The sequence below is a fragment of the Rhodococcus erythropolis R138 genome (assembly GCF_000696675.2).
Classification (GTDB): domain Bacteria; phylum Actinomycetota; class Actinomycetes; order Mycobacteriales; family Mycobacteriaceae; genus Rhodococcus_F; species Rhodococcus_F erythropolis.
In genome coordinates this window covers 2,641,073-2,664,640 of sequence record NZ_CP007255.1, presented here as the reverse complement: position 1 = coordinate 2,664,640, position 23,568 = coordinate 2,641,073, and the positions used below count along the sequence as shown (strand labels likewise).

Annotated in this window: 18 protein-coding genes; 9 read left to right on the top strand and 9 right to left on the bottom strand. The window is 63.7% G+C overall.

The genetic code is table 11. The features are described 5' to 3' along the window. Nucleotides 1-33: 33 nt before the first annotated feature. Complete coding sequence (locus H351_RS12565) at nucleotides 34-1,209, bottom strand: amino acid deaminase/aldolase (protein ID WP_020970184.1); 1,176 nt, start codon at nucleotides 1,207-1,209, stop codon at nucleotides 34-36. Between the two features lie 70 nt (nucleotides 1,210-1,279). Then, nucleotides 1,280-1,927 (bottom strand): TetR/AcrR family transcriptional regulator, encoded by a 648-nt coding sequence (locus H351_RS12560; RefSeq protein ID WP_020908434.1) that lies wholly within the window; start codon nucleotides 1,925-1,927, stop codon nucleotides 1,280-1,282. A 78-nt stretch (nucleotides 1,928-2,005) separates the two neighbouring features. Between H351_RS12560 and H351_RS12555 the strand changes: the two genes are divergently transcribed. Next, entirely contained in the window at nucleotides 2,006-3,319 is a 1,314-nt protein-coding gene (locus H351_RS12555; protein WP_029255793.1) for a D-arabinono-1,4-lactone oxidase, read from the top strand. A 3-nt stretch (nucleotides 3,320-3,322) separates the two neighbouring features. On the opposite strand, the gene H351_RS12550 is transcribed toward H351_RS12555, so the two are convergent. From H351_RS12550 to H351_RS12535, 4 genes are all read right to left on the bottom strand, one after another. After that, a complete protein-coding gene (locus H351_RS12550) occupies nucleotides 3,323-4,288 on the bottom strand; it encodes an adenosine deaminase (protein WP_029255794.1) in 966 nt (321 codons plus the stop codon). Nucleotides 4,289-4,295: 7 nt separating this feature from the next. Next, entirely contained in the window at nucleotides 4,296-5,057 is a 762-nt protein-coding gene (locus H351_RS12545; RefSeq protein ID WP_019749317.1) for a crotonase/enoyl-CoA hydratase family protein, read from the bottom strand. A 35-nt stretch (nucleotides 5,058-5,092) separates the two neighbouring features. Then, nucleotides 5,093-6,286, bottom strand: a complete 1,194-nt coding sequence (locus H351_RS12540; protein WP_029255795.1) for a class I adenylate-forming enzyme family protein — start codon at nucleotides 6,284-6,286, stop codon at nucleotides 5,093-5,095. A 93-nt stretch (nucleotides 6,287-6,379) separates the two neighbouring features. Further along, a complete protein-coding gene (locus tag H351_RS12535) occupies nucleotides 6,380-7,180 on the bottom strand; it encodes an enoyl-CoA hydratase/isomerase family protein (RefSeq protein WP_021344976.1) in 801 nt (266 codons plus the stop codon). Here H351_RS12535 and H351_RS12530 point away from each other — a divergent pair. Continuing rightward, on the top strand, nucleotides 7,179-8,579 hold the full coding sequence (locus H351_RS12530) for an FAD-binding oxidoreductase (protein ID WP_051636485.1): 1,401 nt from the start codon (nucleotides 7,179-7,181) through the stop codon (nucleotides 8,577-8,579). The genes H351_RS12535 and H351_RS12530 overlap by 2 nt on opposite strands. Here the strand turns inward: H351_RS12530 and H351_RS12525 are convergent. Then, nucleotides 8,539-10,023: a DHA2 family efflux MFS transporter permease subunit gene (locus H351_RS12525; RefSeq protein ID WP_019749321.1), complete on the bottom strand. Its 1,485-nt coding sequence runs from the start codon at nucleotides 10,021-10,023 to the stop codon at nucleotides 8,539-8,541. The two genes, H351_RS12530 and H351_RS12525, sit on opposite strands and share 41 nt — an antisense overlap. A 2-nt stretch (nucleotides 10,024-10,025) precedes the next feature. Further along, entirely contained in the window at nucleotides 10,026-10,649 is a 624-nt protein-coding gene (locus tag H351_RS12520; RefSeq protein WP_019749322.1) for a PadR family transcriptional regulator, read from the bottom strand. 144 nt (nucleotides 10,650-10,793) lie between these two features. Between H351_RS12520 and H351_RS12515 the strand changes: the two genes are divergently transcribed. Then, nucleotides 10,794-11,483, top strand: a complete 690-nt coding sequence (locus tag H351_RS12515; RefSeq protein ID WP_019749323.1) for a GNAT family N-acetyltransferase — start codon at nucleotides 10,794-10,796, stop codon at nucleotides 11,481-11,483. A 35-nt stretch (nucleotides 11,484-11,518) separates the two neighbouring features. Continuing rightward, on the top strand, nucleotides 11,519-12,553 hold the full coding sequence (locus tag H351_RS12510; protein WP_029255797.1) for a glutathione S-transferase family protein: 1,035 nt from the start codon (nucleotides 11,519-11,521) through the stop codon (nucleotides 12,551-12,553). A gap of 10 nt (nucleotides 12,554-12,563) precedes the next feature. On the opposite strand, the gene H351_RS12505 is transcribed toward H351_RS12510, so the two are convergent. After that, on the bottom strand, nucleotides 12,564-12,974 hold the full coding sequence (locus H351_RS12505; protein ID WP_019749325.1) for a VOC family protein: 411 nt from the start codon (nucleotides 12,972-12,974) through the stop codon (nucleotides 12,564-12,566). A gap of 154 nt (nucleotides 12,975-13,128) precedes the next feature. Between H351_RS12505 and H351_RS12500 the strand changes: the two genes are divergently transcribed. From H351_RS12500 to H351_RS12480, 5 genes are all read left to right on the top strand, one after another. Then, complete coding sequence (locus tag H351_RS12500; protein WP_003945111.1) at nucleotides 13,129-13,878, top strand: hypothetical protein; 750 nt, start codon at nucleotides 13,129-13,131, stop codon at nucleotides 13,876-13,878. A 68-nt stretch (nucleotides 13,879-13,946) separates the two neighbouring features. Further along, nucleotides 13,947-14,948 carry an ABC transporter ATP-binding protein gene (locus tag H351_RS12495; protein WP_029255798.1) on the top strand — a complete coding sequence of 334 codons (1,002 nt, stop codon included), beginning with the start codon at nucleotides 13,947-13,949 and terminating at the stop codon, nucleotides 14,946-14,948. Continuing rightward, nucleotides 14,945-15,718 carry an ABC transporter permease gene (locus H351_RS12490; protein ID WP_019749328.1) on the top strand — a complete coding sequence of 258 codons (774 nt, stop codon included), beginning with the start codon at nucleotides 14,945-14,947 and terminating at the stop codon, nucleotides 15,716-15,718. Before H351_RS12495 ends, H351_RS12490 begins: the two co-directional genes overlap by 4 nt. A gap of 36 nt (nucleotides 15,719-15,754) precedes the next feature. Beyond that, entirely contained in the window at nucleotides 15,755-19,564 is a 3,810-nt protein-coding gene (locus H351_RS12485; protein ID WP_029255799.1) for an ABC transporter ATP-binding protein, read from the top strand. Between the two features lie 175 nt (nucleotides 19,565-19,739). After that, a complete protein-coding gene (locus H351_RS12480) occupies nucleotides 19,740-23,501 on the top strand; it encodes a multifunctional oxoglutarate decarboxylase/oxoglutarate dehydrogenase thiamine pyrophosphate-binding subunit/dihydrolipoyllysine-residue succinyltransferase subunit (RefSeq protein ID WP_019749330.1) in 3,762 nt (1,253 codons plus the stop codon). The last annotated feature ends 67 nt before the right edge of the window (nucleotides 23,502-23,568 follow it).

Genomic DNA, 23,568 nt, shown 5'->3' with positions numbered 1-23,568 from the left:
ACACCCAAACGCTGCCCTACCCGAAGCACTGTCCTACCCGAAACACTGCCCTTCGCCGCGGTAGGTGGGAACCGAGGTTCGGGTGCCGTCGGCTTCGACCACATACACGCGGTCGAAGCGCTCGCACAGCTCGCCGGCCTTGGCGTGACGGAACCATACGCGGTCGCCGATCGCGATGTTTCCGGCTTCCTTCCCGGTGACCGGTGTCTGGACTTCGCCGGCTCCTTCGTTGCGGAGCAGTTTGAGGCCAGCGGGCCAGACCGGTGACGGAACGCGGGTGGCTCCGGCAGGTCCCGACGCGATGTATCCGCCGCCGAAAAGGGTCGTGACGGACGGCGTCGGCTTGCGCACGGCCGACAGTGCGAAGAACAGCGCCGGATCGGGACGGAAGGCACGGTAGCGGTCGAACAGGGTCGGTACGTACAGTCCGGAGCCTGCTGTTACCTCGGTCACCACAGGATCGGCCGAGCTGACCTCCAGCGACCCCGTACCGCCGCTGTTGACGATCTCGAGTGCACCCACGGCATCGGTGACGGCCGCGACCACAGCGCCCCTTCTGGACGCCAGTTCGCGTGCAGAGGCCTTCTTGACCCAACCGATCGGAGCGCTGGTGTCCGGGAGGCCGGCGATCTGGGCCTCGTAGAACATCACTCCGACAACTGAGAATCCGCGCTGGCGAGCACGCGCCGCGAGTGCGGCGACCGCGGCAGGTTCGCGCAGCGGCGAGCGTCGTACACCCAGATGGATCGGACCGATCCGCAGTGACGCATCGACGTCGAGACATACCCGGACAGGCGCATCTCCCGTCGACGCCGAACGAATGAGATCCAACTGCGCATCGTCGTCGACCATCAAGGTGATCGATTGGAGTGCGGTGTCATCGGCAGCGAGATCGGCGATGGCGCCACGATCGGCGGTCGGGTATCCCATCAGGATGTCCCGTGCGCCGAGCCCGACCAGCCACAGAGCCTCGCGCAGTGAGTACGCCATGATTCCGCGGAACCCGCCGGATGCAGTCAGTGTGTCACCGAGAGTTTCAGTCAGAACCGTACGACAACGAACCGATTTGCTCGCCACTCGCACCGGGGTTCCACCGGCGCGGCGCACCAGGTCGGCTGCATTACTGCGCAGTGTGGTCAGATCCAGAGCAGCCAGAGGCGGGTCGAGTTCTCGCGTGGCAGCAGTGAGTCGATCGAGGGTCCTGGTCACAGATGATCCAATCGTCGCGGCGTGCGACCAGTCAATCACCAATCCTGGACGTATGTCCAGGATGGCGGTTCTACTGAGGCGCGACCACTGCTTTATTGGCGATTACCTGAACCATTTCTCCGAACTCGGCAATGGTCGCGTCGGAGTCACGATCAACCAGCCAACGCAGAACAAGGCCGTCGATCATTGCAAGACTCAGTCGCGCAATCGAACTCAACGGCTCCGTCCACACCGTGCCCGATATCTTGGCGCACTCTTCGAGAAACGACACCGCGAGCTCATCCATGATTCGGTACTGCTCAAATGCAACTGCCCCAGCACGTTCGGCTCCGAGATTGCGACTACGCAGCGCCTGCGCGGTAATTTCGTAGGTCAACAACTGGCGATCCGGGGTTGCTTCGATGGTCGGCCACATTCCGGTCAGGCCGATATGCAGCAATTCCCTGAGCCCCTGCACGCCACTGAGATCCGGCGCATGGCGGACCTGCGCGAACGCATACTGCATCGACGCACTGAGCTGCAGAATGAGCGTTTCACCCATTGCCGCGATCAGCGCTTCCTTGCTCTCGAAGCAGTAATGAACGACGCCGAGCGATACGCCGGCCTCCTCTGCCACCGCCCTTACCGTCACAGAACTGACACCGCGCTGTTCCGCAATAGACAAAGCGGACTCGACCAATTGTGTGCGGCGTTCGTCCGCCGGAAGCCTGTTCAGCATCCAATGATCGTAGAACGCAAATGACAAAATCTTCGCGCAATACTTGCCTGGACGACCGTCCAAGTACATTATTGCGTAATGGCTTCGGACACTTGGCAGAACTGGGCGGGCACTCAAAGTGCCGCGCCGCGTCGCTTTGCGACGCCGACAAATACCCGTGAACTTTCGTCGTTGGTCGCCGAGGCCGCGGCGCGCGGCCAACGTGTGAAGGCCGTCGGCGCCGGCCATTCGTTCACCGGTGTCGCGGTCACCGACGGTATCCTCGTCAGCCTGGACAACTTGAGCGGAATCGACTCGATCACGCCGACCGACGACGGTGCGCTGGTCACTGTTTTTGCAGGCACTCGCCTTCATGCTCTCAACGACGCCTTGTGGCAACGCGGATATGCGATGGCCAATCTCGGTGACATCGACGTCCAGTCACTGGCCGGCGCGACGTCCACCGGCACACACGGCACCGGCGCACGATTCGGCGGTATCGCCACACAGATTCGCGGAATCGAGATCGTTCTCGCCGACGGATCCGTCGTTACCGCAAGCGCTGACGAAAACGTCGAATTGTTCGAAGCAGGCCGCCTCGGATTGGGCGCAATCGGCATCATTTCGAAGATCACTCTCGCCTGCGTCCCGCGATTCACACTTCGCGCAATCGAGGAACCCGACACGCTGTCTCACATACTGGACACCCTCGAGAGCGATCGTCTGGGCTTGGACCACTTCGAGTTCTACTGGTTTCCGCACACCGACCGTGTCCTGACGAAGAGCAATACGCGACTGCCCGGAGATACCGAACCCGATCCAGTGGGCAAGGTCCGCGCGTTCGTCGACGACGAACTCCTCTCGAACACACTCTTCGAAGGTGTCAACCGCGTTGCCACCCTGGCACCGGCCGCGATCCCGAGAATCAACAACGTGTCGTCTCGATTGCTCGGCGCCCGGGAGTTCACCGATCGCAGTTACCGAGTATTCGCGTCTTCGCGCCGGGTGAAGTTCAAGGAGATGGAATACGCGATTCCCCGCGAACACGTCACCGAGACACTCCACGAAATCGACCGCTGGATGAAGAAGTCCGGAACTAACGTCGCGTTCCCCGTCGAAGTACGTTTTGCTGCCGCCGACGACCTCTGGCTCTCGACTGCTCACGGACGCGACACCGCATACATCGCCGTACACCAGTACCACCGACGACCCGAAACCGAATACTTCGCCGCAGTGGAAGCCATCGCCCGCGCCGTCGACGGCCGGCCGCATTGGGGAAAAATGCACAACCGGACCGTCGACGACCTGCGTCCTACGTACGACCGACTCGACGACTTTGTCGCCGTGAGAGACAAGTACGACGCGAATCGTGTGTTCGACAACGAATACTTGCGTCAGGTACTCGGCGACTGACGGTCAGCGCCGCAGCAGTTCCGCTTTTCGTGCATCGCTCGCAAACGAGGCTTTGATCGAGTTCCGGGCGAGGGTGTCTCGCTCGGCCTCGGTCAGACCCAAGGCTCGGCCCAGTTCGGTGAAATTGTCGTCGACGTATCCCCCGAAGTAGGCCGGGTCGTCGGAGTTGACCGTGACGATCAAACCCATCTCGAGCATCGATCGAAGCGGATGATCCGACAGCGAATCGAACACCCGCAGACGAACGTTCGACAACGGGCAGACCGTCAGTGGAATCTCCTCGTCGACCAGACGCTCGATCAGGGCAGGATCCTCGAGTGCCCGGACTCCGTGGTCGATCCGCTCGGCGCCGAGAATGTCGAGCGCCTGCCAGATGTACTCGGGCGGTCCCTCCTCGCCGGCGTGAGCGACGACGTGCAAACCCTCGGCACGCGCGCGGGCGAACACGTCCTCGAACAGTGACGGCGGGTTGCCGACCTCCGCGGAGTCGAGTCCGAGCCCGACGATCGGAGCCTGCAGGCGAATTATCTCGGAGAAGATCTCCTCGGCGTCCTTGACGGGCTGATCTCGGAGGATGGCGGCGATTGCCGCGCTGCTGAGCCCGAACTCGCGCTCGCTCGATGCCACCGCATCCATGATCCCGTCCAGGACCTCGGTCAGCGGAACACCACGGACTACGTGCGCCTGTGGATTGAAGAAGAACTCGGCATGCTCGACGCCGGCCGCAGCCGCCCGGCGGAAGTACGCTCGCGTCAGGTCGGCAAAATCCTCCGCGGTGCGCAGGACGGCCATGTTGGCGAAGTAGAGATCGAGGAACGACTGCAAGTCGGTGAACTCGTACCTCGACTTCAGATCGTCGATGTCCTTGTACGGCAGATCCATTCGATTGCGCTCGGCAAGTCGGTAAATCTGTTCGGGCTCCAGAGAACCCTCGATGTGCATGTGCAGTTCTGCGACAGGTGTAGCCATGTCGGTGTTACCGCCCCTTCCAGACCGGGGCGCGCTTCTCGGCGAACGCCGTCGCACCCTCGCGTGCATCTTCGGATGCGAATACCGGCGCCATGACCTGCAACTGCTTCGCGAAAGCTTCATCGTCGGACCAACCGCCGGCCTTGACGATGATCTCCTTGGTGACCGCTACCGCGAGCGGTCCGTTGCGGGTGATTCGATCAGCCAGCTCCAGTGCGCCGTCGAGCGCCTTGCCCGGTTCGGTCAACGTGTTCACGAAGCCGTAGCGGTATGCCTCCTCGGCGGTGAAACTGTCGCCGGTCAGCGCCAGTTCCAGAGCCTTCTGGTACGGAATCCGCTTGGGCAGGCGCAACAATCCGCCGCCACCTGCAACCAGTCCTCGCTTGACCTCCGGGATACCGAACTTCGCTTCGGACGACGCCACCACCAGGTCGGTGGCAAGCACGAGTTCCGTGCCGCCTGCCAACGCGAAGCCCTCGACCGCCGAAATGATCGGCTTACGCGGTGGCCCTTCCGTGAATCCGAGACCGCGTCCCGGCACGAGGACGTTCTCGCCGGCCACGAATGCCTTCAGATCCATACCGGCACAGAAGTTTCCGCCGGCTCCTGTCAGCACGGCCAAGGACAGATCGTCGTCCGCATCGAGCTCTTCGACCGCGGCGGCCAACGCGTGACTGACCGCCGAGTTGATGGCGTTACGCGCCTCGGGCCGGTTGATGGTGATGATCAGTGTCCGCCCGCGCCGCTCGGTGAGAACCTCGTCCGCCATGATGTCCCTCTCGTTTGTCGACCACGCTCGCGTGACTACGCGACGTTGCGTTCGACAATACGGACGAAGCCATCGGGGTCGATCTGCGCGGTGTCGTGAGTGCAGAACCACCCCTGGGTGAACCTCGTCGAGGTCGCTTGCGGCGAGTTCCAATACCGACGCGTGACACTCGGTCCACGGCACAACAACTCGCCGAAACCACCTGGCGCATCCGGGCCGTACAACGCCACTTCCATTCCACCGAAAGCGATTCCGACGCTTCCGAGGTGGGTGGGCGCCGACTCGGTTGGCAGAATGAGACCAGCCCCACAGGTTTCGGTTTTACCCCACCCGATCACATGCCGAGCGGCCGGGAACAGAGTCAGCAGCTTGGATTCCTGTTCGGCCGTGATCGGCGACCCGCTGCAATCGATCCACTGCACCGACCTCGAACCGGCACGTGCCGCCGGTCCGAGCGTGAGCAACCGTGGCTCGAGCAAGTCCTCGGGCCGCCCGGTCACGATGTCGACGGTATGCACACTCTCACGCCAGAAGTCCCCGGCGAGGACCACCGTTCCACCGACCACCAACGTCGCGAGCACGTGCACGAACTGCCGCACCGACTTGAAGTCGTTGTCCACCAGCAGATTCCGCAACCCTTCGACGCCGTAGTCACGCGAGTGCAGAATTCCGACGATGGCAGAAAGCACGTTCTCGTTACTCAACTCGACGCCAAGCATCTCGCCCGAAGAATCCGCGGTGTACGCGAGGATCGCCATCTCGTCCGGGGCGGCGCCGTCGTCGATGAACGGAACACCGTGCGGGAGTTCCCCGTCGAGCACCAACACCGAACCACTGTCCGCGATGACGAAGTCCGCCGCGTCATCACTCAAGTGCACACCGACGGAGACCGGAACGCCGCCGGCGAGGATGACGCCGAGGCACGCCTCCATCCATCTCACCCCAGCGGCGACACGAATGGCCACACGGTCACCGATCTCGACGCCTCGCGACTTCAGCCCTCCCGCGACCCGCGACGCCTCGGCCCACAGCTCCGCGAAGGTGACCTGCTCGCCGTCGACCTCCTCGACCGCGACGCGCGAGGAGAACCGATGGACGGCGATGTCCAGTAGTTCGGACAACGACGGGTCCAGTTGGCTGTACCGAAGCACCCCGTCACCGGCGCGGGTGACGCGGGCGTCGGCGAGGAGCTGATTCGAACACGGGTATTCCACAAGCGTCGACCGCATCGATACCTCCACGTCACTGACAACTCACCGGCCATTCGACTATATGACGTGGATCACAGTTCGTGGAGGTCTCTGGCGATAATCGTCGCAAACTTACTTTCCGGAGTAGACCGCTTTGCCCGGTCCGACGTCGAGGAAACTGCGGACAGCGCCGCGTAGGTCATCGGTGGCGAACAGCGCACCGGACACCCCGGGCGTCACCGAATCCGCGTGAGCGATCCCGCCGGAACGCCAGGCCGCGACGATCTGCTTGGTGGCGTCGTGGGCTCGCGTGGGTCCGTCCGCCAGCCTGGTCGCCAGGGCACGCGCCGCAGCATCGACATCGTCGTGAACTGCATTGACGACGCCCCACGAGTGCAGGGTTACGGCGTCGTAGAGATCGCCGGTCATGACCAACTCCCGAGCTCGTCCGGAACCGGCACGCTCGGCCAAACGCTGCGGTCCACCCATGGACGGCGTCAGACCGACCACTGTCTCGACCAGTCCGAACTTCGCCTTGGGCGCCGCGAGGATGATGTCGCAGGCCAAGGAGATCTCGAATGCAGCAGTCAGCGTCAACCCGTGCGCCGCATAGATCACCGGGCACGGCAATGCCTCGAGCGGATGGCAGATCTGGGCAAACAGTTGGCGCCACAACTCCGCGCCCTGCTCCGGGTCGAGGCCGTCGAACACATGGACGTCGACGCCGGCCGAGTTGACCTTGCCCTCGGCGCGCAGAAGCACCGCGCGCGGTGGGTTTTCGGTCAGCGCCGCAACATCGGCGATGACCGCGTCGAACATGGCCTGATCGAACAGATTGAGTGGTCCGTGCGCGAACGTCAGGACAGCCACCTCGGCACCACCATCGGTGGTGAAGCGCTCGAGACGGGTGGGATGCGATTCGGGAGCAGTCATGCCGCCACACTGCCACATCGAACCGGCCTACGATCGTCGGGTGGACGGTCTGAGAAATGCGCTCGCGGACGTTGTGGGACACCGGTTCGTCGTCACCGACGCCGACGTGTTGACGACCCGTTCCACCGATCAGACAGGGCGGCACACGGGCCGTGCCTGCGCCCTGGTCCGACCGGCCGATACAGCCGAAATCGCTGCACTGCTGAACGTGTGCCGCTCCCGCGGTGTACCGGTCACCGTTCAGGGCGGGCGAACGGGCCTGGTCGCCGGCACGGTGCCCGAACACGACGACGTCCTGCTCTCCACCGAACGCCTCGCGGCGATCGGCGACGTCGATCTTGCCGCCGGGCGGATCACCGTCGGGGCGGGAGTGACACTCGCGCAGGTACATTCCGCGGCGGCCGCCGCCGGTTTGAAGTTCGGTGTCGACATAGCCTCGCGGGACACTGCGACGATCGGCGGCATGGTGTCCACCAATGCCGGTGGCCTTCACACGGTTCGATACGGGAACATGGCCGAACAGGTGCTCGGCCTCGAGGTGGTACTCCCCGACGGAACAACGGTGCGCCGGTCACCGAAAGTGCTGTCGGACAACTCCGGATACAACCTGCCCGCACTGTGGGTCGGTAGCGAAGGAACTCTAGGGGTGGTCACTTCCGTCGACCTGAAATTACGGACGATACCGACCTACCGCGTGACGTCGCTGACCGGTTTCGACACACTCGAAGACGTCGTCGAGGCGGGGCGAGTGTTGCGCACTCTCGACGGCGTCGACGCACTCGAATTGTTGGACGGGCGCGGTCTCGAACTGGCCGCACGCCATTTGAACGCCGCGGTTCCGACGGGGCGACCGTGGTACCTCCTCGCCGAGGTGTCCGCGGCCCACGATCCGCTGGAAGACCTGGCCGAGCTGCTCGAACGCATCGGCCCACCGCAGACCCCGGCCGTGGCGGTCGACGCCCACGGCTCGACGCGCTTGTGGGCGGCACGCGAATGCTTCGCCGAGGTGGTCGGATTGTTCGGTCCCCCACTGAAATTCGACGCGGCGCTACCGCTGGACTCGCTTGCCACCTTCACCGAGGACGCAACGGCGGTGATCGCGAGCCGAGCGCCCGAGGCAATTCCGATCCTATTCGGACACGTCGCTGAGGGAAACATCCACCTCAACGTCCTGAACTGTCCGAACGCCGACATCGTGTATCGCAGTGTCCTCGAACTGGTTCGCGATCACGGCGGAAACGTCAGTTCCGAGCACGGGGTGGGCTCGCTCAAACGCAACTATCTGGACCTGGCCCTCTCGGCGCAGGACATAGCCACGATGTGGGCGATCAAGCGAGCCCTTGACCCGAGCGACTATCTCAATCGCGCAGTGATGTTTCCCGACGCGCTTCGGCACTGACGGCCATCGCGTCGTCGTGCGCGTCCCCGCGCAGCGGCCGGGCGAAGCACACCGACGCGACGAAACCGATGAGCAGCACACCCGCAGGTAGCCAGATCGACTCCGACATCGCCGTGCTGAACGGTTCACGGACGAACTCGGGGAGGTGACCAACGCCGGCTTCCGAACTGCCGCCGGTCAGTCCCTGAGCCGCCAATCGTGCAGTGATCAGAGCGCCGATCGCAGCGCTGCCGAGAACCGCACCCACCTGCCGGGTGGTGTTGTAGACGCCGGCGCCCGCGCCCGCCTGCATCGGAGGCAGGTTGTGTGTGGCGGTGGCCGCGAGCGGAGACCAGATGCACGCGTTGGCGAAGCCGATCAGGCCGATCGGCAGGAGCAGTTCCCAGATCGCGACGTCGGGAGACATCACCAGTGCCAGCCAGCCCAAGGCGACGGCGAACAGCAGGAAGCCGGTGCCGGCGATGTAGCGCGGATGTGTCTTGTCGACGAGCTTGCCGATGATCGGGGCGAAGATACCGGTCAGCACTGCCATCGGAACGAGCAGCAACGCCGACTGCGTCGGGGAGAGGCCACGAACTGCCTGTGTGTAGAACATCAGCGGAAGGACCATCGACGTGATCGCAAAGCCCATCGCGGTGATGGCGACATTGGCGAGTGAGAAGTTGCGATCCTTGAAGAGTTCCAGGGGAAGCAAGGGTTCGTTCTTGTTGCGCGACTGGTAGAACACGAACACCGCGAGCAACACCACACCGGCGCCGATCAGGCTCCAGACGAATCCGTTCCAGTCGTACGAACTGCCTTCCTGGATTCCGAACACCAGAAGGAACATGCCTGCGGCGCTGAGGATCACGCCGGGGATGTCGAATTTGTGCTCGCTGGTCGGCAACGACGGAACGAGCTTCCAGGCGAGCAGGAAGGCGATGACACCAACCGGGACGTTGACGATGAAGATCCATTCCCAGCCGAGATTGTCCACCAGGACGCCACCGGCAAGCGGACCCACCAGGGTGGCAACACCGGCAACGGCGCCCCACAGACCCATTGCGGCGCCACGCTTGTTCGGCGCGAACGTGCGTGTGATGACGGCCATCGTCTGAGGCGTCATCATTGCAGCACCAAGACCCTGGAAAGCCCTTGCGACGATGAGCATCTCGACGCTGCCGGACAGACCGCACCACAGTGATGCGCCGGTGAACAGTACGAGGCCGATCATGTACAGGTTCTTCGGACCGAACCTGTCACCGAGTCGGCCCGTGACGAGCAGCGGCACCGCGTACGCCAGCAGGTACGCGCTGGTGACCCAGACGACCTTGTTGATGTCGGTGCCGAGGTCCTCCATGATCGCGGGGTTGGCGACAGCGACGATGGTGCTGTCCACCAGAATCATGAAGAACCCGATACACAGCGCCCACAGCGCGTGCCAGGGATTGACCTGCTTTTCCATCTTCAGTCCTTAGGTAGTGCGGACGAGCCTGCGGAGCCGGCCAGCCGGTCGAGAAGTTCTTGTGAGAGCCAGGGCATTTCGCCGCTCTCGATGTCTGTCACCAACGCGCCGATCCACTCTCTTTCGGCGACGGTCAGTGCGTGGGCGTAGTCCGCGCCCACCGTGAAGATTCGTGGTTTCTCCGCGGCCTTCACCGCTTCGTAGTCCACCTCGAATTTCGCAATCGTCTTGTCGAGGTGCGCGAGACGGATCCGAAGCATCTGACACGCAGTCGATGCGGAGAGGTTGTGCATCTCGGCAAGCGCGAGTGGCAACCGCGGATACTCCCGCACCGGAACCGCCAACATCTCGCGTAGTTGATGTTCGAGGGCATCACGGCCGCGGGCAGTGATCTCGTACGTCGTCCGCTCCGGGCGGTTGCCCTCACGATCGGTCCCGATCGAAGCCAGAAGTTCCTGCTTCTCCAACCGGGAAACCGTGTGATAGAGCGATCCCGGCTTGATTTTCACCAGCTGATCGCCCCGCCGCACCGAGGCGAGTTGGTACATCTCGTACGGGTGCATCGAACGCTCGGACAGCAGGCCCAGCACGGTGATTCCCAAAGGCGTCAGTGACACGTCACCCATGAGTCCCCCTCCCTGACAAGCCGTAGTTGACTGACGAGCCGCAATTGACCATTTCTTGACTATTCCACCCGAAATAGTCCACATGGAATATACGACCTCTGTCCGTCTCGATCAACCCGTTCGAATCGGACTAGCCTGTAGCGAGTGGACGATCATCACCTCGACATCATCCGACTTGCCTGGGCGCGTGAGCTGGGACTCGGCGACTCGGCACTGCGTCCGGCGCACACGGCCCGGGTCGTCGGCGACGACATCCACGTTCTCGATCTGGCAGGCTCCGGTGCGATCGTAGGGCCACAGTGGTTCATCGAGCGCACAGAGGGCATCTCCGTCGACGCACTACTGCAACCGACACGCCTCCTCGAGATCGCCGGCGATCACGGCGGGCGAATCACCGGTCCCGTCGATCTCGCTTTCCTCGGCGACTACACGGACGCGCCACCCGACGAGCAACTGCTGATTTCCCACGAGGTCGACGACGCCCTCGCCGTCGCTGCGCTGTGCCCACCCGACGACAGCACCACGGCCGACCTCGAGAACCGGACGCGGTGGTTCACCGCCGTCACCGATTCCACCGAGGTGCTCGGATGCGCGGCATACTCCGAATTTCAGGGATTCGTGGCAGATCTCACGACCCTGACTGCTCCTGCGCATCGCCGTCACGGAATCGGCTGTGCAGTAACGCTTCTCGCCGCGGAGGACGCTCTCGATTCCGGGTTGATCCCGCAGCTACGCACGAGTCGCGGCAGCGCGATCGCCGCGACGCTTCCACGTAAAGCCAAATTCGACGTTCTGGGGGCATACGCTCGGGTACACGTGCACCTGCCCAGTTGACACTCGAAATGACACTCGAACGAGAGGGACCGCAGATGAGTACGGAAGACGGCGCGAGCGAACCGACATTCGTCGAAGAGGGTCGTGAATTCAAACGCGACACCAACTACATCCCGACCCGGATCACCGAGGACGGTCGCGACGGTTACCCCGTCGAACCGGGGCGATACCGGTTGATCGTGGCACGTGCCTGCCCGTGGGCAAACCGCGCCATCATCGTCCGCCGTCTACTCGGCCTCGAAGACGTACTGTCGATGGGCATCTGCGGTCCGGTTCACGACAAGCGAAGCTGGACTTTCGATCTCGACCCGGGCGGCGTCGATCCCGTACTGAAGATCCCGCGACTACAGGACGCGTACTTCGCCCGAGATCCCGAATACCCCAGGGGAATCACGGTGCCCGCCATGGTGGAGATCGCGACGGGCAAGGTGGTCACGAACGACTACCCACAGATCACCCTCGACTTCTCGACGCAATGGAAGAAGTACCACCGCGAAGGCGCACCGGATCTGTACCCGGAGCCTCTGCGAAACGAAATCGACGAAGTGGCCGAGTACGTGTTCCGCGACGTCAACAACGGCGTCTACCGCTGCGGTTTCGCCGGTTCACAGCAGGCGTACGACGAGGCATACGACACGCTGTTCGCCCGCCTCGACTGGCTCACCGAACGTCTTGCCCGGCAACGCTTCCTGGTGGGAGACACCATCACCGAGGCCGATGTGCGCCTGTTCACCACGCTGGCGCGATTCGATCCCGTCTATCACGGCCACTTCAAGTGCAACAGAAGCAAACTCAGCGAGATGCCGGTGCTGTGGGACTACGCACGCGATCTGTTCCAGACTCCCGGATTCGGTGACACCATCGACTTCACACAGATCAAAGCGCACTACTACATCGTGCATTCCGAGATCAATCCCTCCGGAATCGTGCCCAAGGGACCGGAATTGACGCACTGGCTCGAACCGCACGGCCGCGAACAGTTGGGTGGCCGACCGTTCGGGGACGGCACACCGCCTCACCCGCCCATCCCCTCGGAAGTGGTTCCAGCAGAGCACTGGGCCACCAGATAGGTCGCGGCGGCTACTCCCCTGCGTACGTGCCGAAACTCCAGTACACACCTTCGGGATCACGGCAGGTGAACCCCCGCGAACCGTAGTCCTCGTCGCGCAATCCCTGCGTGATCGTGGCGCCCGCCGCGACAGCGCGTTCGTGGAGTGCATCAGCTGCGTCCGCGTCGTCCACGACGATGTACACCGAACCGATTCCAGGCGGCAGGCCGGCGATCGCCGAATCGGTGCGCGGCGAACCCAGCATGATGCCGCCACCGCCCGGCCAGTCGAGTTGGGCGTGGTCCACCACGTCTCCCTCGCCGTAGACGACCTTCTCCACGAAACCGAAGGTGCTCACCAGAAAGTGGATTGCAGCCCGGGCGTCGAGGTAGCGCAGTGTCGGCCAGATGGTCGTCGAACGAGATTCCGAAGTGGCGGTCATAACACTCGAACTCCTGCCTGGGAAAACTCACGAAGAAAACCGAGTCTCGTACGAGCCTATGGCCCCTGCGATCACCGCCGCTACCGAAAACTTCACCTATTCTCGAGATACGGTCCACCTCGCTTCAGAGGAGGACAACTGTGGAGGGGCAGCAATGAGCAAGTCGACGAACAACGACAGCGGGCGTATCGAGAAGGTCCTCGTTTCCGTTCTCGACAACGGAAGCCGCCTGCAAGCGCCCGCAGTGGCCAAATACGTCAACCACGTCCGTAAGGCGCACCCCGACGAGTCACCTGCTCAGATCGTCGAGCGGATGGAGAAGATGTTCATTCTCGCCGTGACCGGAAGCGGCAGTGCCGTCGGCGCCACGGCCGCGGTGCCGGGCGTCGGAACAGTCGCGTCCATCGCTGCAGTCGGTGCGGAATCGGCTTTCTTCCTCGAAGCGTCGGCGCTGCTCACATTGGCAATCGCGTCTGTGCACGGAATCTCCGTGCAGGATCATCAGCAACGACGCGCCCTGGTCCTGGCAGTCGCACTCGGCGAATCCGGCATGGAGATCGTCCAGAAGGCCACCGGGATCACGGCCAAGAACTGGGGAACGGCAATCACGAGCAAGATCCCCGGACCCACGATGAGGGGAATGAACAGCACCCTCGTGCGGAAATTCGTGACCAAGTACGCCGCCAAGCGCAGCGCACTGATCCTCGGCAAGCTCGTTCCCGCCGGAATCGGTGCGGTCATCGGCGGTGCGGGTAACCGTGCCATCGGCAAGGGAGTCGTCAAGAATGCGCGCGAAGCCTTCGGACCGGCACCGGCCAGGTGGACCGATCACCTGATCGTGATGCCTGCCGACGATGCCGCAGTGCTTCCCCAGACGGAGACACGCCGGGCCATCCGCAGATAGCCGTCCGGGCCGTAGGCTCGCATCACGTATTCGCCGCCAACCCGGGAGCAGCATTGACGAACACCGCAATGGGATCCTTCTCTGCCCCCATCGAGATTCGTGGGTTGACGAAGACGTTCAAGGCGGCGCGCGCGGTCAACGACCTGAGCTTCGACGTTCAGGCCGGCTCGATCACCGGGTTTCTCGGCCCGAACGGTTCGGGCAAGACGACCACGTTGCGGATGCTCCTCGGACTGGTGTCACCGACGTCGGGATCGGCCACGATCAACGGCACTCCGATGCGTTTGCTGTCCAACCCGGCCCGGACCGTCGGCGCAGTACTCGACGTCGGCAGTCTCCATCCGAAACGAACGGCGCTCGGACACCTCGAGATCTACGCGGCCGCTATCGGCATGCCGACTCAGCGCGCAGCGCAGGTGCTGGACATGGTCGGTCTGAGTTCGGTCGGAGCCCACAAGACCGGCACCTTCTCACTCGGGATGCGCCAACGCCTGATCCTTGCCACCGCGATGCTCGGTGATCCCGAGATCCTCGTGCTCGACGAACCCGCGAACGGACTCGACCCCGAAGGCATGGCGTGGCTACGTCAGTTCCTGCAGACCTTCGCCGGTTCCGGCCGAACGGTTCTGATCTCGAGCCACGCGCTTCGTGAAGTGGAAGCGACGGTCGACAGCGTGGTCATCGTCAGCGCCGGCTCACTCGTCTACCAAGGGACCATGGACGAACTTCGTCGCTCCCAGCGCAGTCGACTGCTCGTCTCGTGTTCCAACCCAGCGCTCCTCGCCACGGCATTGGCCGCTCGCGGAATCATCGACGCCCAGATCACGCAGGACGGACGGCTCGCCGTGGGCGGCACCGACACGTCGGTGCTCCCACCGGTGGCGTCGGCGGCCGGTGTCACGATCTTCGGTGTCGCGACCGAAGGCGCAGATCTCGAGCAACTGTTCCTCGCGATGACAACACCGCAGTACGCGGTTCCCCAGGTCGGATACCACCGCCCACCCGGTCCCGGTTCCGGACCGGGCTATTACGGCCCTGCCGCATACGGACCTTCCGGAGGACACAGATGACCACGCTCGTGCGCGCGGAGACACTCAAAGTTCTCACCTTGCGCTACTGGTGGGCACTGGCCATCGCACCGGTGGTCGTGGCCGTGCTGATTGCTGCCTCGACTCGGACGTTCGTCGAAGTTGTGGCCGATTCGGCCGACACCACTTTCGACGTCGATGTCGTGTCCACCGGCGTCAGCCTCGGTGTCTCCAACACGCTTGTCCTGGTGTTCGCGGCCGTCTTCGGAGCGCTCACCGCCGGATCCGAATTCGGCTACAAGACTCTCACCACGACGTTCCTCACAGCTCGCGGCCGCGACGGAGTTCTCGGCGCAAAACTTGCCGTCGTCGCGGTATTCGCCGTCGGCTACGCACTGGCGGTCGAAGTAGTCAGCATCGGCGCGATGTTGCTCTTCGGCCGGGACTTCAGTTTCACCACCGATCTCTTCGCCATCTGCGCCGCAGGCATTCTGGCGTGTGCGCTGTGGGCACTACTCGGCGCCGGGGTGGCCCTGCTCACCGGTTCGTCGATGGCCGGTGCCCTCTCGGTCATCCTGTGGTTCGTCTTCGGTGAATGGATCGTCCGCGCCGTGCTGCTCGCGATGGATCTCGGTGGGATCGGGGCCGCGCTTCCGGTGTCGGCCACGATCGGCACCATCGTCAATGCGGCACCGTCGATCGACGTCGACGCGTTTGCGTCCTGGCCGAGCGGCCCGATGATGCTGGCCGCTTGGGTAGTTCTGTTCTGCGGGCTCGGTTGGCTACGGACCAGGACCCGCGACATCACCTGAAAAAGCTGTCTGGGGCCGGGTCTACCGTGGATCTCGATGAACACGATCAACACGGACAGTCCGGTAGCTGGAGAGGTGGATCGAGCTCCGGGCTGGATCCGCCGCTTGGCCCACGCATGCTGGTTGCACCGAAGAGTTGCGATCGGCGCGCTACTCGTTACGGTCATCGCCTCTGCGATCGACATCTCGTTTCCTCTCCTGACCCGCTATGCGCTCGACGCCGCAAGCCAGGAGAACCCGGGCAAGGTGATCGGGTTCGTCGCGTTGGCGATCGCGTTGCTCGCGATCGTCCGCTTCGCGTGCCAGTACGGCCGACGGATGCTTGCCGGCCGACTCTCGCTCGACGTTCAACACGACTTGCGGCTCGCCCTGCTCGGTTCGCTGCAACGCCTCGACGGACGAGGGCAGGATCAGATCCGCACAGGCCAGGTGGTCTCCCGGTCCATCACGGATCTGCAGCTCGTCCAGGGTTTGCTCGCGATGGTGCCGATGTCCGCGGGAGCGCTCCTGCAATTCGTGCTGGCGATCGGCATCATGGCGTGGCTCTCGCCGCTGTTGACTCTCGTCGCTGTCGCCGTCATCCCAGCAGTAGGGCTGGTGGTGTTCCTGATGCGACCGATGCTCTTCGCCGCAACATGGTCCGCGCAGCAGCGTGCCGCCGACCTCGCCCAACACGTCGAGGAAACCGTCACCGGCGTTCGCGTCGTCAAGGGATTCGGGCAGGAACAACGAGCCGTCGACCAGCTGGAGAAACATAGCCGCACGCTGTACTCCGAGCGCCTTCGCGCCGCGTGGTTGAACGCGAAATTCGCGCCAACCATGGCCGCCTTGCCCCAGCTCGGGCAGGTGGGAGTGATCGCTCTCGGCGGGTATCTCGCACTGGACGACAAGATCACCGTGGGAACGTTTCTCGCGTTCGCCACCTACATCGTGACGATGACCGGAGTCACCCGAACTCTGTCGTCGGTCATCGTCATGGCGCAGCTGGCGCGCGCCGCTGTAGAGCGTGTCTACGACGTCATCAACGCTCAGCCGGACATCGCCGATCCAGACCATCCGGTGGACCTGCCCGACGGTCCTCTCGGAGTCACCTTCGACGACGTGGCATTCGGATTCGACACCGAACGCGACGTCCTGACCGGGCTGAACCTCCGCATAGAACCGGGCGAGACCGTCGCCGTCGTGGGTCCGGCCGCGTCGGGCAAGACCGCGTTGTCCTTGCTTCTCCCGCGGTTCTACGCACCGACTTCGGGTGCGGTGACAGTCGATACCGCCGGCGAGACGTTCCCCATCGGCGAACTGCGCAGTGAGCAGCTTCGTGCCGCCGTCAGCCTCGTCTTCGACGAACCGTTCCTGTTCTCGGACACCATTGCCGCCAACATCGCACTTGGCCGCGAGGACGCCTCCGACGAGGACATCCGCGACGCAGCAGCACTGGCACAGGCAGATTCGTTCATCGAGGCACTCCCGGACGGATACGACACCGTAGTCGGTGAACGAGGTCTGACGCTGTCGGGCGGCCAGCGTCAGCGCATCGCACTTGCCCGGGCACTGCTCGTCGACCCACGGATCCTGGTCCTCGACGACGCGACCTCCGCAGTCGATGCGGCTACCGAAGCCGCGATCTTCGACGCGTTCCGGGCCAGACGGCGCCAGACCACGCTCATCCTCGCTCACCGGCGGTCCACCCTGACGCTCGCAGACCGGGTCGCGGTTCTCGACGGCGGACGGATCATCGACTCCGGAACCGTGGACGAACTGGAAGCGCGATGTCCGCTCTTTCGTGCCCTGTTCTCCTCGCCGCCGGAACTACCGGCCGAACTCGACGACGTCGACTCCGATGCTTTCGGACGTGACCGCAGCGAGCCGACAACCGAGCAGTTGTGGCCGCAGGCACCGGAATCCGAAGCCGACAGCACAGCCGCTACGACGCAGGGTGCGGGCGGACCGATGGCCGGAGCGCTCAGCGGAATCGCGGTGACGCCGTCCCTGCGGGCAGCAGTCGACGCTCTCCCACCCGCACGCGAAGACCCCGGAATCGCCCCTGAGAGCCTGCGCGAATCGAATCCACAGTTCTCACTCCGACAGATCTTGAGGCCGGTCCGCTGGGTTCTACTGGCGGTTGTCGTGTGCCTTGCCCTGGACTCCGCAGCGGCGATCGCATTTCCCTCCCTCGTCAGATACGCGATCGACCACGGAGTCGTGACCGCGGACAGCAGCACGCTCTGGATAGCGACGGCATTCGGCGCGCTCCTGGTCGCAGCGGACTGGGTCGTCGTCGCGGTCATGACGGTGCTCACCGCCCGGGCCGGCGAACGCGTGTTGTTCGGGCTCCGCGTACGCAGCTATGCACACCTACAGCGTCTAGGTCTGGACTACTACGAACGTGAATTGTCCGGGCGCATCATGACGCGCATGACCACCGACGTCGACGCGCTGTCGTCGTTCATCCAAACCGGCATGTCGACGGCGATCGTGAGCGTCCTGACCGTCGGCGGCATTTCGATCGCACTCCTGGCGACCGACGTGACGCTCGGACTGGTGGCGCTGGCCGTCATCCCACCGCTCGTGGTTGCGACCGTGATCTTCCGCAAGATCTCCTCGGTTGCCTACAGCCAGTCCCGCGAACGGATCTCGCTCGTCAATGCCGACTTCCAGGAGAACATCGCCGGTCTGCGAGCGGCTCAGGCCTACCGCCGCGAAGAAGGTGCGGCGCGTCGGTTCGCAGAACGCTCCGAAAGCTACCGCCGATCGCGGATGCGGTCGCAGCGAGCCATTTCGATCTACTTCCCGTTCATCTCGTTCCTGTCCGACCTCGCGTTGGCCGCAGTGGTGTTCGTCGGCGCGCACCAGATCGCCAACGGGTCGACGTCGCCCGGCGTACTGATCGCTTTCGTGCTCTACCTCGGCCTGCTGTTCGGACCGATTCAGCAACTCTCACAAGTGTTCGATGGTTACCAACAGGCAAACGTCGGATTGCAACGAATCGGTGACCTTCTGCGTACTCGGAGTTCGATCGAAACAGCCGACAGCGAGGATCTGATCGCGATCTCCGGACGGCTCGACGGCGCCGTCCATCTCGACGGGGTCGGGTTCCGGTACTCAGGTGCGGACGTCGACGCCCTCTCCGATTTCGATCTGCAGATTCCGCCAGGCACGACGGTTGCCCTCGTCGGCAGAACCGGTGCCGGGAAGTCGACGGTGGTGAAGTTGCTCGCCCGCTTCTACGACCCGACGTCCGGATCCGTCGACGTGGACGGAACCGACATCCGGAACTTCCACCTCTCGCAGTACCGACGTCGCCTCGGCGTGGTCCCGCAAGAGGCGCATCTGTTCACCGGCACGGTCGCCGACAACATCGCGTACGGGAGGCCGTCGGCGTCGCGCGCGGAGATCGAGGAAGCGGCGCGTTCCGTCGGCGCACTGAATTCGATAGCCGACATGCGTGGAGGCATGAATCATCCCGTCGGCGAGCGCGGCCAGGGGCTCTCGGCGGGCCAACGCCAACTGATCGCATTGGCCCGTGCCGAACTGGTCGACCCGGACCTTCTGCTCCTCGACGAGGCGACCGCGACGCTCGATCCCGCGACCGAACGAATGGTGCTCGAAGCAAGTCGGTCGGTCACCCGGAAACGGACTTCCGTCGTCGTAGCTCACCGCCTCGCGACAGCTGCCCGAGCGGACCTCGTTGTCGTAGTTGACCGGGGACGTATCGTTGAATACGGCCCGCACGATGTTCTGCGGTATGCCGGTGGTCACTACTCGGGACTCTGGGATGCATCGCAGGCGCGTGAGGGGAATAATCTGACGTCGAGAACTGTCATCGAAGGCAACCCCGTCGCGTGACAGTCGGCACGGATTTGTACCGCCGAGAGGTAGTGCGCGATCGCAAGATCACGGACTTCCGTGAGACAGCTCACAAATTGTGTGCCGCACAATTGCTCGTCACACGCTCGGGCTAATCTCATATATATAGGCGCTCTGATCGGGTACCGAAATAGAAACGAGGCGAACACCTGCCGTGAGCAGCAGTTCTACATCCCAATTCGGACAGAACCAGTGGCTGGTTGACGAGATGTACCAACGCTTCCAGGACGATCCGTCGTCCGTGGATCCCAGTTGGCACGAATTCTTGACCGATTACTCGCCGGACTCGGCGAACACGGGAGGTGGAAACGGGACTGCCTCGAACGGCAACGCGGCTGCACCCGCCGCTGTTGTAGCTCCGCCTGCTGCTCCCAAGGCCACGCCTCCCGCCCCCAAGACCGCACCTCCTGCGCCGCCTGCCAAGGCGGCCGCACCGGCCCCCGCGAAGACGGCAGCGCCCGCCGCGAAGGCAGCCCCCGCCAAGCCTGCAGCAGCCAAGCCTGCGGCCGCTCCCGCGAAGCCCGCTCCCGCCGGCGGAGCCGAGGAAACCAAGGTTCTCCGCGGCGCCGCAGCAGCAGTCGTCAAGAACATGTCGCTCTCGCTCGAGATTCCGACAGCAACCAGCGTGCGTGCCATCCCCGCGAAGCTGATGTTCGACAACCGCATCGTCATCAACAACCACCTCGCGCGTACCCGCGGCGGCAAGATCTCGTTCACCCACCTCCTGGGTTACGCGATCGTCCAGGCAGTCAACGCGTTCCCCAACATGAACCGGCACTTCGCCGAAATCGACGGCAAGCCGAACGCGGTCACCCCCGAGCACACCAATCTCGGACTCGCGATCGACCTTCCCGGCAAGGACGGCAACCGCTCACTGGTTGTTGCCGCCATCCGGAACACCGAGTCGATGAACTTCGTCCAGTTCCACGCGGCGTACGAGGACATCGTCCGACGCGCCCGTGAAGGCAAGCTCACCGGCGAAGACTTCACCGGCGTCACCATTTCGCTGACCAACCCGGGCGGCATCGGCACGGTTCACTCCGTTCCTCGCCTGATGAAGGGCCAGGGCGCCATCATCGGTGCCGGCGCGATGGAATACCCCGCCGAGTTCCAGGGCGCCAGCGACGAGAAGCTGGCCGAGATGGGCGTCGGCAAGTTGATGACCCTCACCTCGACCTACGATCACCGCATCATTCAGGGTGCCGAGTCGGGCGATTTCCTGCGCACGATCCACAACCTGCTGATCAGCGACGAGTTCTACGACGAGATCTTCCACGCGCTCGGCAACCCGTACGAGCCGGTGCGTTGGCGCAAGGACGTGCCGGAAGGCGCTGTCGACAAGAACACCCGTGTTCTCGAACTGATCGCTGCATACCGTGACCGCGGCCACCTCATGGCCGACACGGACCCGTTGCAGTTCGTCAAGGACAAGTTCCACAGCCACCCCGACCTCGACGTCATCAGCCACGGCCTGACGTTGTGGGATCTGGACCGCGAGTTCAAGGTCGGCGGCTTCCACGGCCAAGAGAAGATGAAGCTGCGCGACGTGTTGAGCGTGCTGCGCGACGCGTACTGCCGCCACGTCGGCGTCGAGTACACGCACATCCTCGAGACGGATCAGCGTCAGTGGATCCAGGACCGCGTCGAGGGCCATCACGCCAAGCCTTCGGTCGCTCAGCAGAAGTACATCCTGAGCAAGCTCAACGCCGCCGAGGCCTTCGAGACGTTCCTGCAGACCAAGTACGTCGGCCAGAAGCGCTTCTCGCTCGAAGGCGCCGAAGCCGTCATCCCGATGATGGACGCCGTGATCGACCAGGCCGCCGAGCACCAGCTCGACGAGGTCGTCATCGGAATGCCGCACCGTGGCCGTCTCAACGTGCTTGCCAACATCGTCGGCAAGCCGTACTCCAAGATCTTCACGGAGTTCGAGGGCAACATGAACCCGGCAGCCGCTCACGGCTCCGGCGACGTGAAGTACCACCTGGGCGCCAGCGGAACGTACATCCAGATGTTCGGTGACAACGACATCGCTGTCTCCTTGACCGCCAACCCGTCTCACCTCGAGGCCGTCGACCCGGTTCTCGAAGGCCTGGTCCGCGCAAAGCAGGACATCCTCGACAAGGGCGAAGAAGGCTTCACCGTCCTGCCGCTCATGCTGCACGGTGACGCTGCATTCGCCGGTCAGGGCGTTGTCGCCGAGACGCTGAACCTCTCGCTGCTTCGCGGCTACCGCACCGGCGGCACCGTACACATCGTCGTGAACAACCAGGTCGGCTTCACCACCGCTCCGGAACATTCACGCTCGTCCGAGTACTGCACCGACGTCGCGAAGATGATCGCCGCACCGGTCTTCCACGTCAACGGCGACGACCCCGAGGCGTGCGTCTGGGTTGCTCAGCTGGCCGTCGACTTCCGTGAGAAGTTCGGCAAGGACGTCGTCATCGACCTCATCTGCTACCGCCGCCGCGGTCACAACGAGGGCGACGATCCGTCGATGACCCAGCCGGCCATGTACGACGTCATCGACACCAAGCGCAGCGTTCGTAAGAGCTACACCGAGTCCCTCATCGGCCGCGGTGACATCTCGCTCAAGGAAGCCGAAGACGCACTTCGCGACTACCAGGGCCAGCTCGAACGGGTCTTCAACGAGGTCCGTGAACTCGAGAAGTTCCAGCCCGAACCGTCCGAGTCCGTCGAACTCGACCAGACTCCCCCGGCTCGCCTGACCACGGCTGTCGCTCCCGAGGTCCTCGAGCGCATCGGTGATGCGTTCGTCAACGTCCCCGACGGCTTCACCGTTCACCCGCGCGTCAAGCCGGTTGCCGAGAAGCGCCGCGAAATGGCCCGTGAGGGACATGTCGACTGGGCGTTCGCAGAATTGCTCGCGTTCGGCTCGTTGGCCGAGCAGGGTGCCTTGATCCGCCTCGCCGGTCAGGACTCCAAGCGTGGAACGTTCACGCAGCGTCACTCGGTCCTCATCGACCGCAAGACCGGCAACGAGTACAGCCCGATCGCCAAGATCGCTGCCGACGCCGAAAACGGCGGCAAGTTCATGGTCTACGACTCCGCACTCACCGAGTACGCAGGTCTGGGCTTCGAGTACGGATACTCGGTGGGTAACCCCGACGCTCTGGTCCTGTGGGAAGCGCAGTTCGGTGACTTCGTCAACGGCGCGCAGACCATCATCGACGAGTTCATCTCTTCGGGTGAGGCCAAGTGGGGTCAGCTCTCCGACGTCGTGCTGCTCCTGCCACACGGTCACGAGGGTCAGGGTCCGGACCACACCTCCGGTCGCATCGAGCGTTTCCTTCAGCTGTGTGCAGAAGGCTCGATGACCGTCGCGGTTCCGTCGACTCCGGCCAGCTACTTCCACCTGCTGCGTCGCCATCACCTCGACGGCATCCGCCGTCCGCTGGTGGTCTTCACGCCCAAGTCGATGCTGCGTAACAAGGCTGCAGTCAGCAACGTCGAGGACTTCACGACGGGCAAGTTCCGTTCCGTCTTCGAGGAGCCTGCATTCGAGAGCGGCGAAAGCGCCCGCGAATCGGTCAAGCGGGTTCTGCTGGTCAGCGGCAAGCTGTACTGGGAGCTTCTGGCGAAGAAGCACAAGGACGAGCGTGACGACATCGCAATCGTGCGCATGGAGCAGCTCTACCCCGTGCCGAAGCGTCGTCTCAAGGAGACCCTGGACCGTTACCCGAATGCGGATCAGTTCCGTTGGGTTCAGGAAGAGCCCGCAAACCAGGGTGCGTGGCCGTTCCTCGGACTGGCTCTGCCGGATCTTCTGCCGGAGACCTTGACCGGCATCAAGCGCATCTCGCGTCGTCCGATGTCCGCTCCCTCTTCGGGATCGAGCAAGGTGCACGCGGTGGAGCAGCAGGAGATCTTGGACGAGGCGTTCCTGCCGACCAACTGAGCAGTGGCGTTCCTGCCGACCAAGTAAGCAGTGGCAGTACCCAAAGGCCGGGCCCCACATTCCGCAA

What these genes read in the sequence shown, in the direction of transcription:
- H351_RS12560 (WP_020908434.1), bottom strand. Translation starts at nt 1,927, where the DNA reads ATGCTGAACAGGCTTCCGGCGGACGAACGCCGCACACAATTGGTCGAG.
- H351_RS12555 (WP_029255793.1), top strand. Translation starts at nt 2,006, where the DNA reads ATGGCTTCGGACACTTGGCAGAACTGGGCGGGCACTCAAAGTGCCGCG.
- H351_RS12550 (WP_029255794.1), bottom strand. Translation starts at nt 4,288, where the DNA reads ATGGCTACACCTGTCGCAGAACTGCACATGCACATCGAGGGTTCTCTG.
- H351_RS12545 (WP_019749317.1), bottom strand. Translation starts at nt 5,057, where the DNA reads ATGGCGGACGAGGTTCTCACCGAGCGGCGCGGGCGGACACTGATCATC.
- H351_RS12540 (WP_029255795.1), bottom strand. Translation starts at nt 6,286, where the DNA reads ATGCGGTCGACGCTTGTGGAATACCCGTGTTCGAATCAGCTCCTCGCC.
- H351_RS12530 (WP_051636485.1), top strand. Translation starts at nt 7,179, where the DNA reads ATGCCGCCACACTGCCACATCGAACCGGCCTACGATCGTCGGGTGGAC.
- H351_RS12535 (WP_021344976.1), bottom strand. Translation starts at nt 7,180, where the DNA reads ATGACTGCTCCCGAATCGCATCCCACCCGTCTCGAGCGCTTCACCACC.
- H351_RS12525 (WP_019749321.1), bottom strand. Translation starts at nt 10,023, where the DNA reads ATGGAAAAGCAGGTCAATCCCTGGCACGCGCTGTGGGCGCTGTGTATC.
- H351_RS12520 (WP_019749322.1), bottom strand. Translation starts at nt 10,649, where the DNA reads ATGGGTGACGTGTCACTGACGCCTTTGGGAATCACCGTGCTGGGCCTG.
- H351_RS12510 (WP_029255797.1), top strand. Translation starts at nt 11,519, where the DNA reads ATGAGTACGGAAGACGGCGCGAGCGAACCGACATTCGTCGAAGAGGGT.
- H351_RS12505 (WP_019749325.1), bottom strand. Translation starts at nt 12,974, where the DNA reads ATGACCGCCACTTCGGAATCTCGTTCGACGACCATCTGGCCGACACTG.
- H351_RS12500 (WP_003945111.1), top strand. Translation starts at nt 13,129, where the DNA reads ATGAGCAAGTCGACGAACAACGACAGCGGGCGTATCGAGAAGGTCCTC.
- H351_RS12495 (WP_029255798.1), top strand. Translation starts at nt 13,947, where the DNA reads ATGGGATCCTTCTCTGCCCCCATCGAGATTCGTGGGTTGACGAAGACG.
- H351_RS12490 (WP_019749328.1), top strand. Translation starts at nt 14,945, where the DNA reads ATGACCACGCTCGTGCGCGCGGAGACACTCAAAGTTCTCACCTTGCGC.
- H351_RS12485 (WP_029255799.1), top strand. Translation starts at nt 15,755, where the DNA reads ATGAACACGATCAACACGGACAGTCCGGTAGCTGGAGAGGTGGATCGA.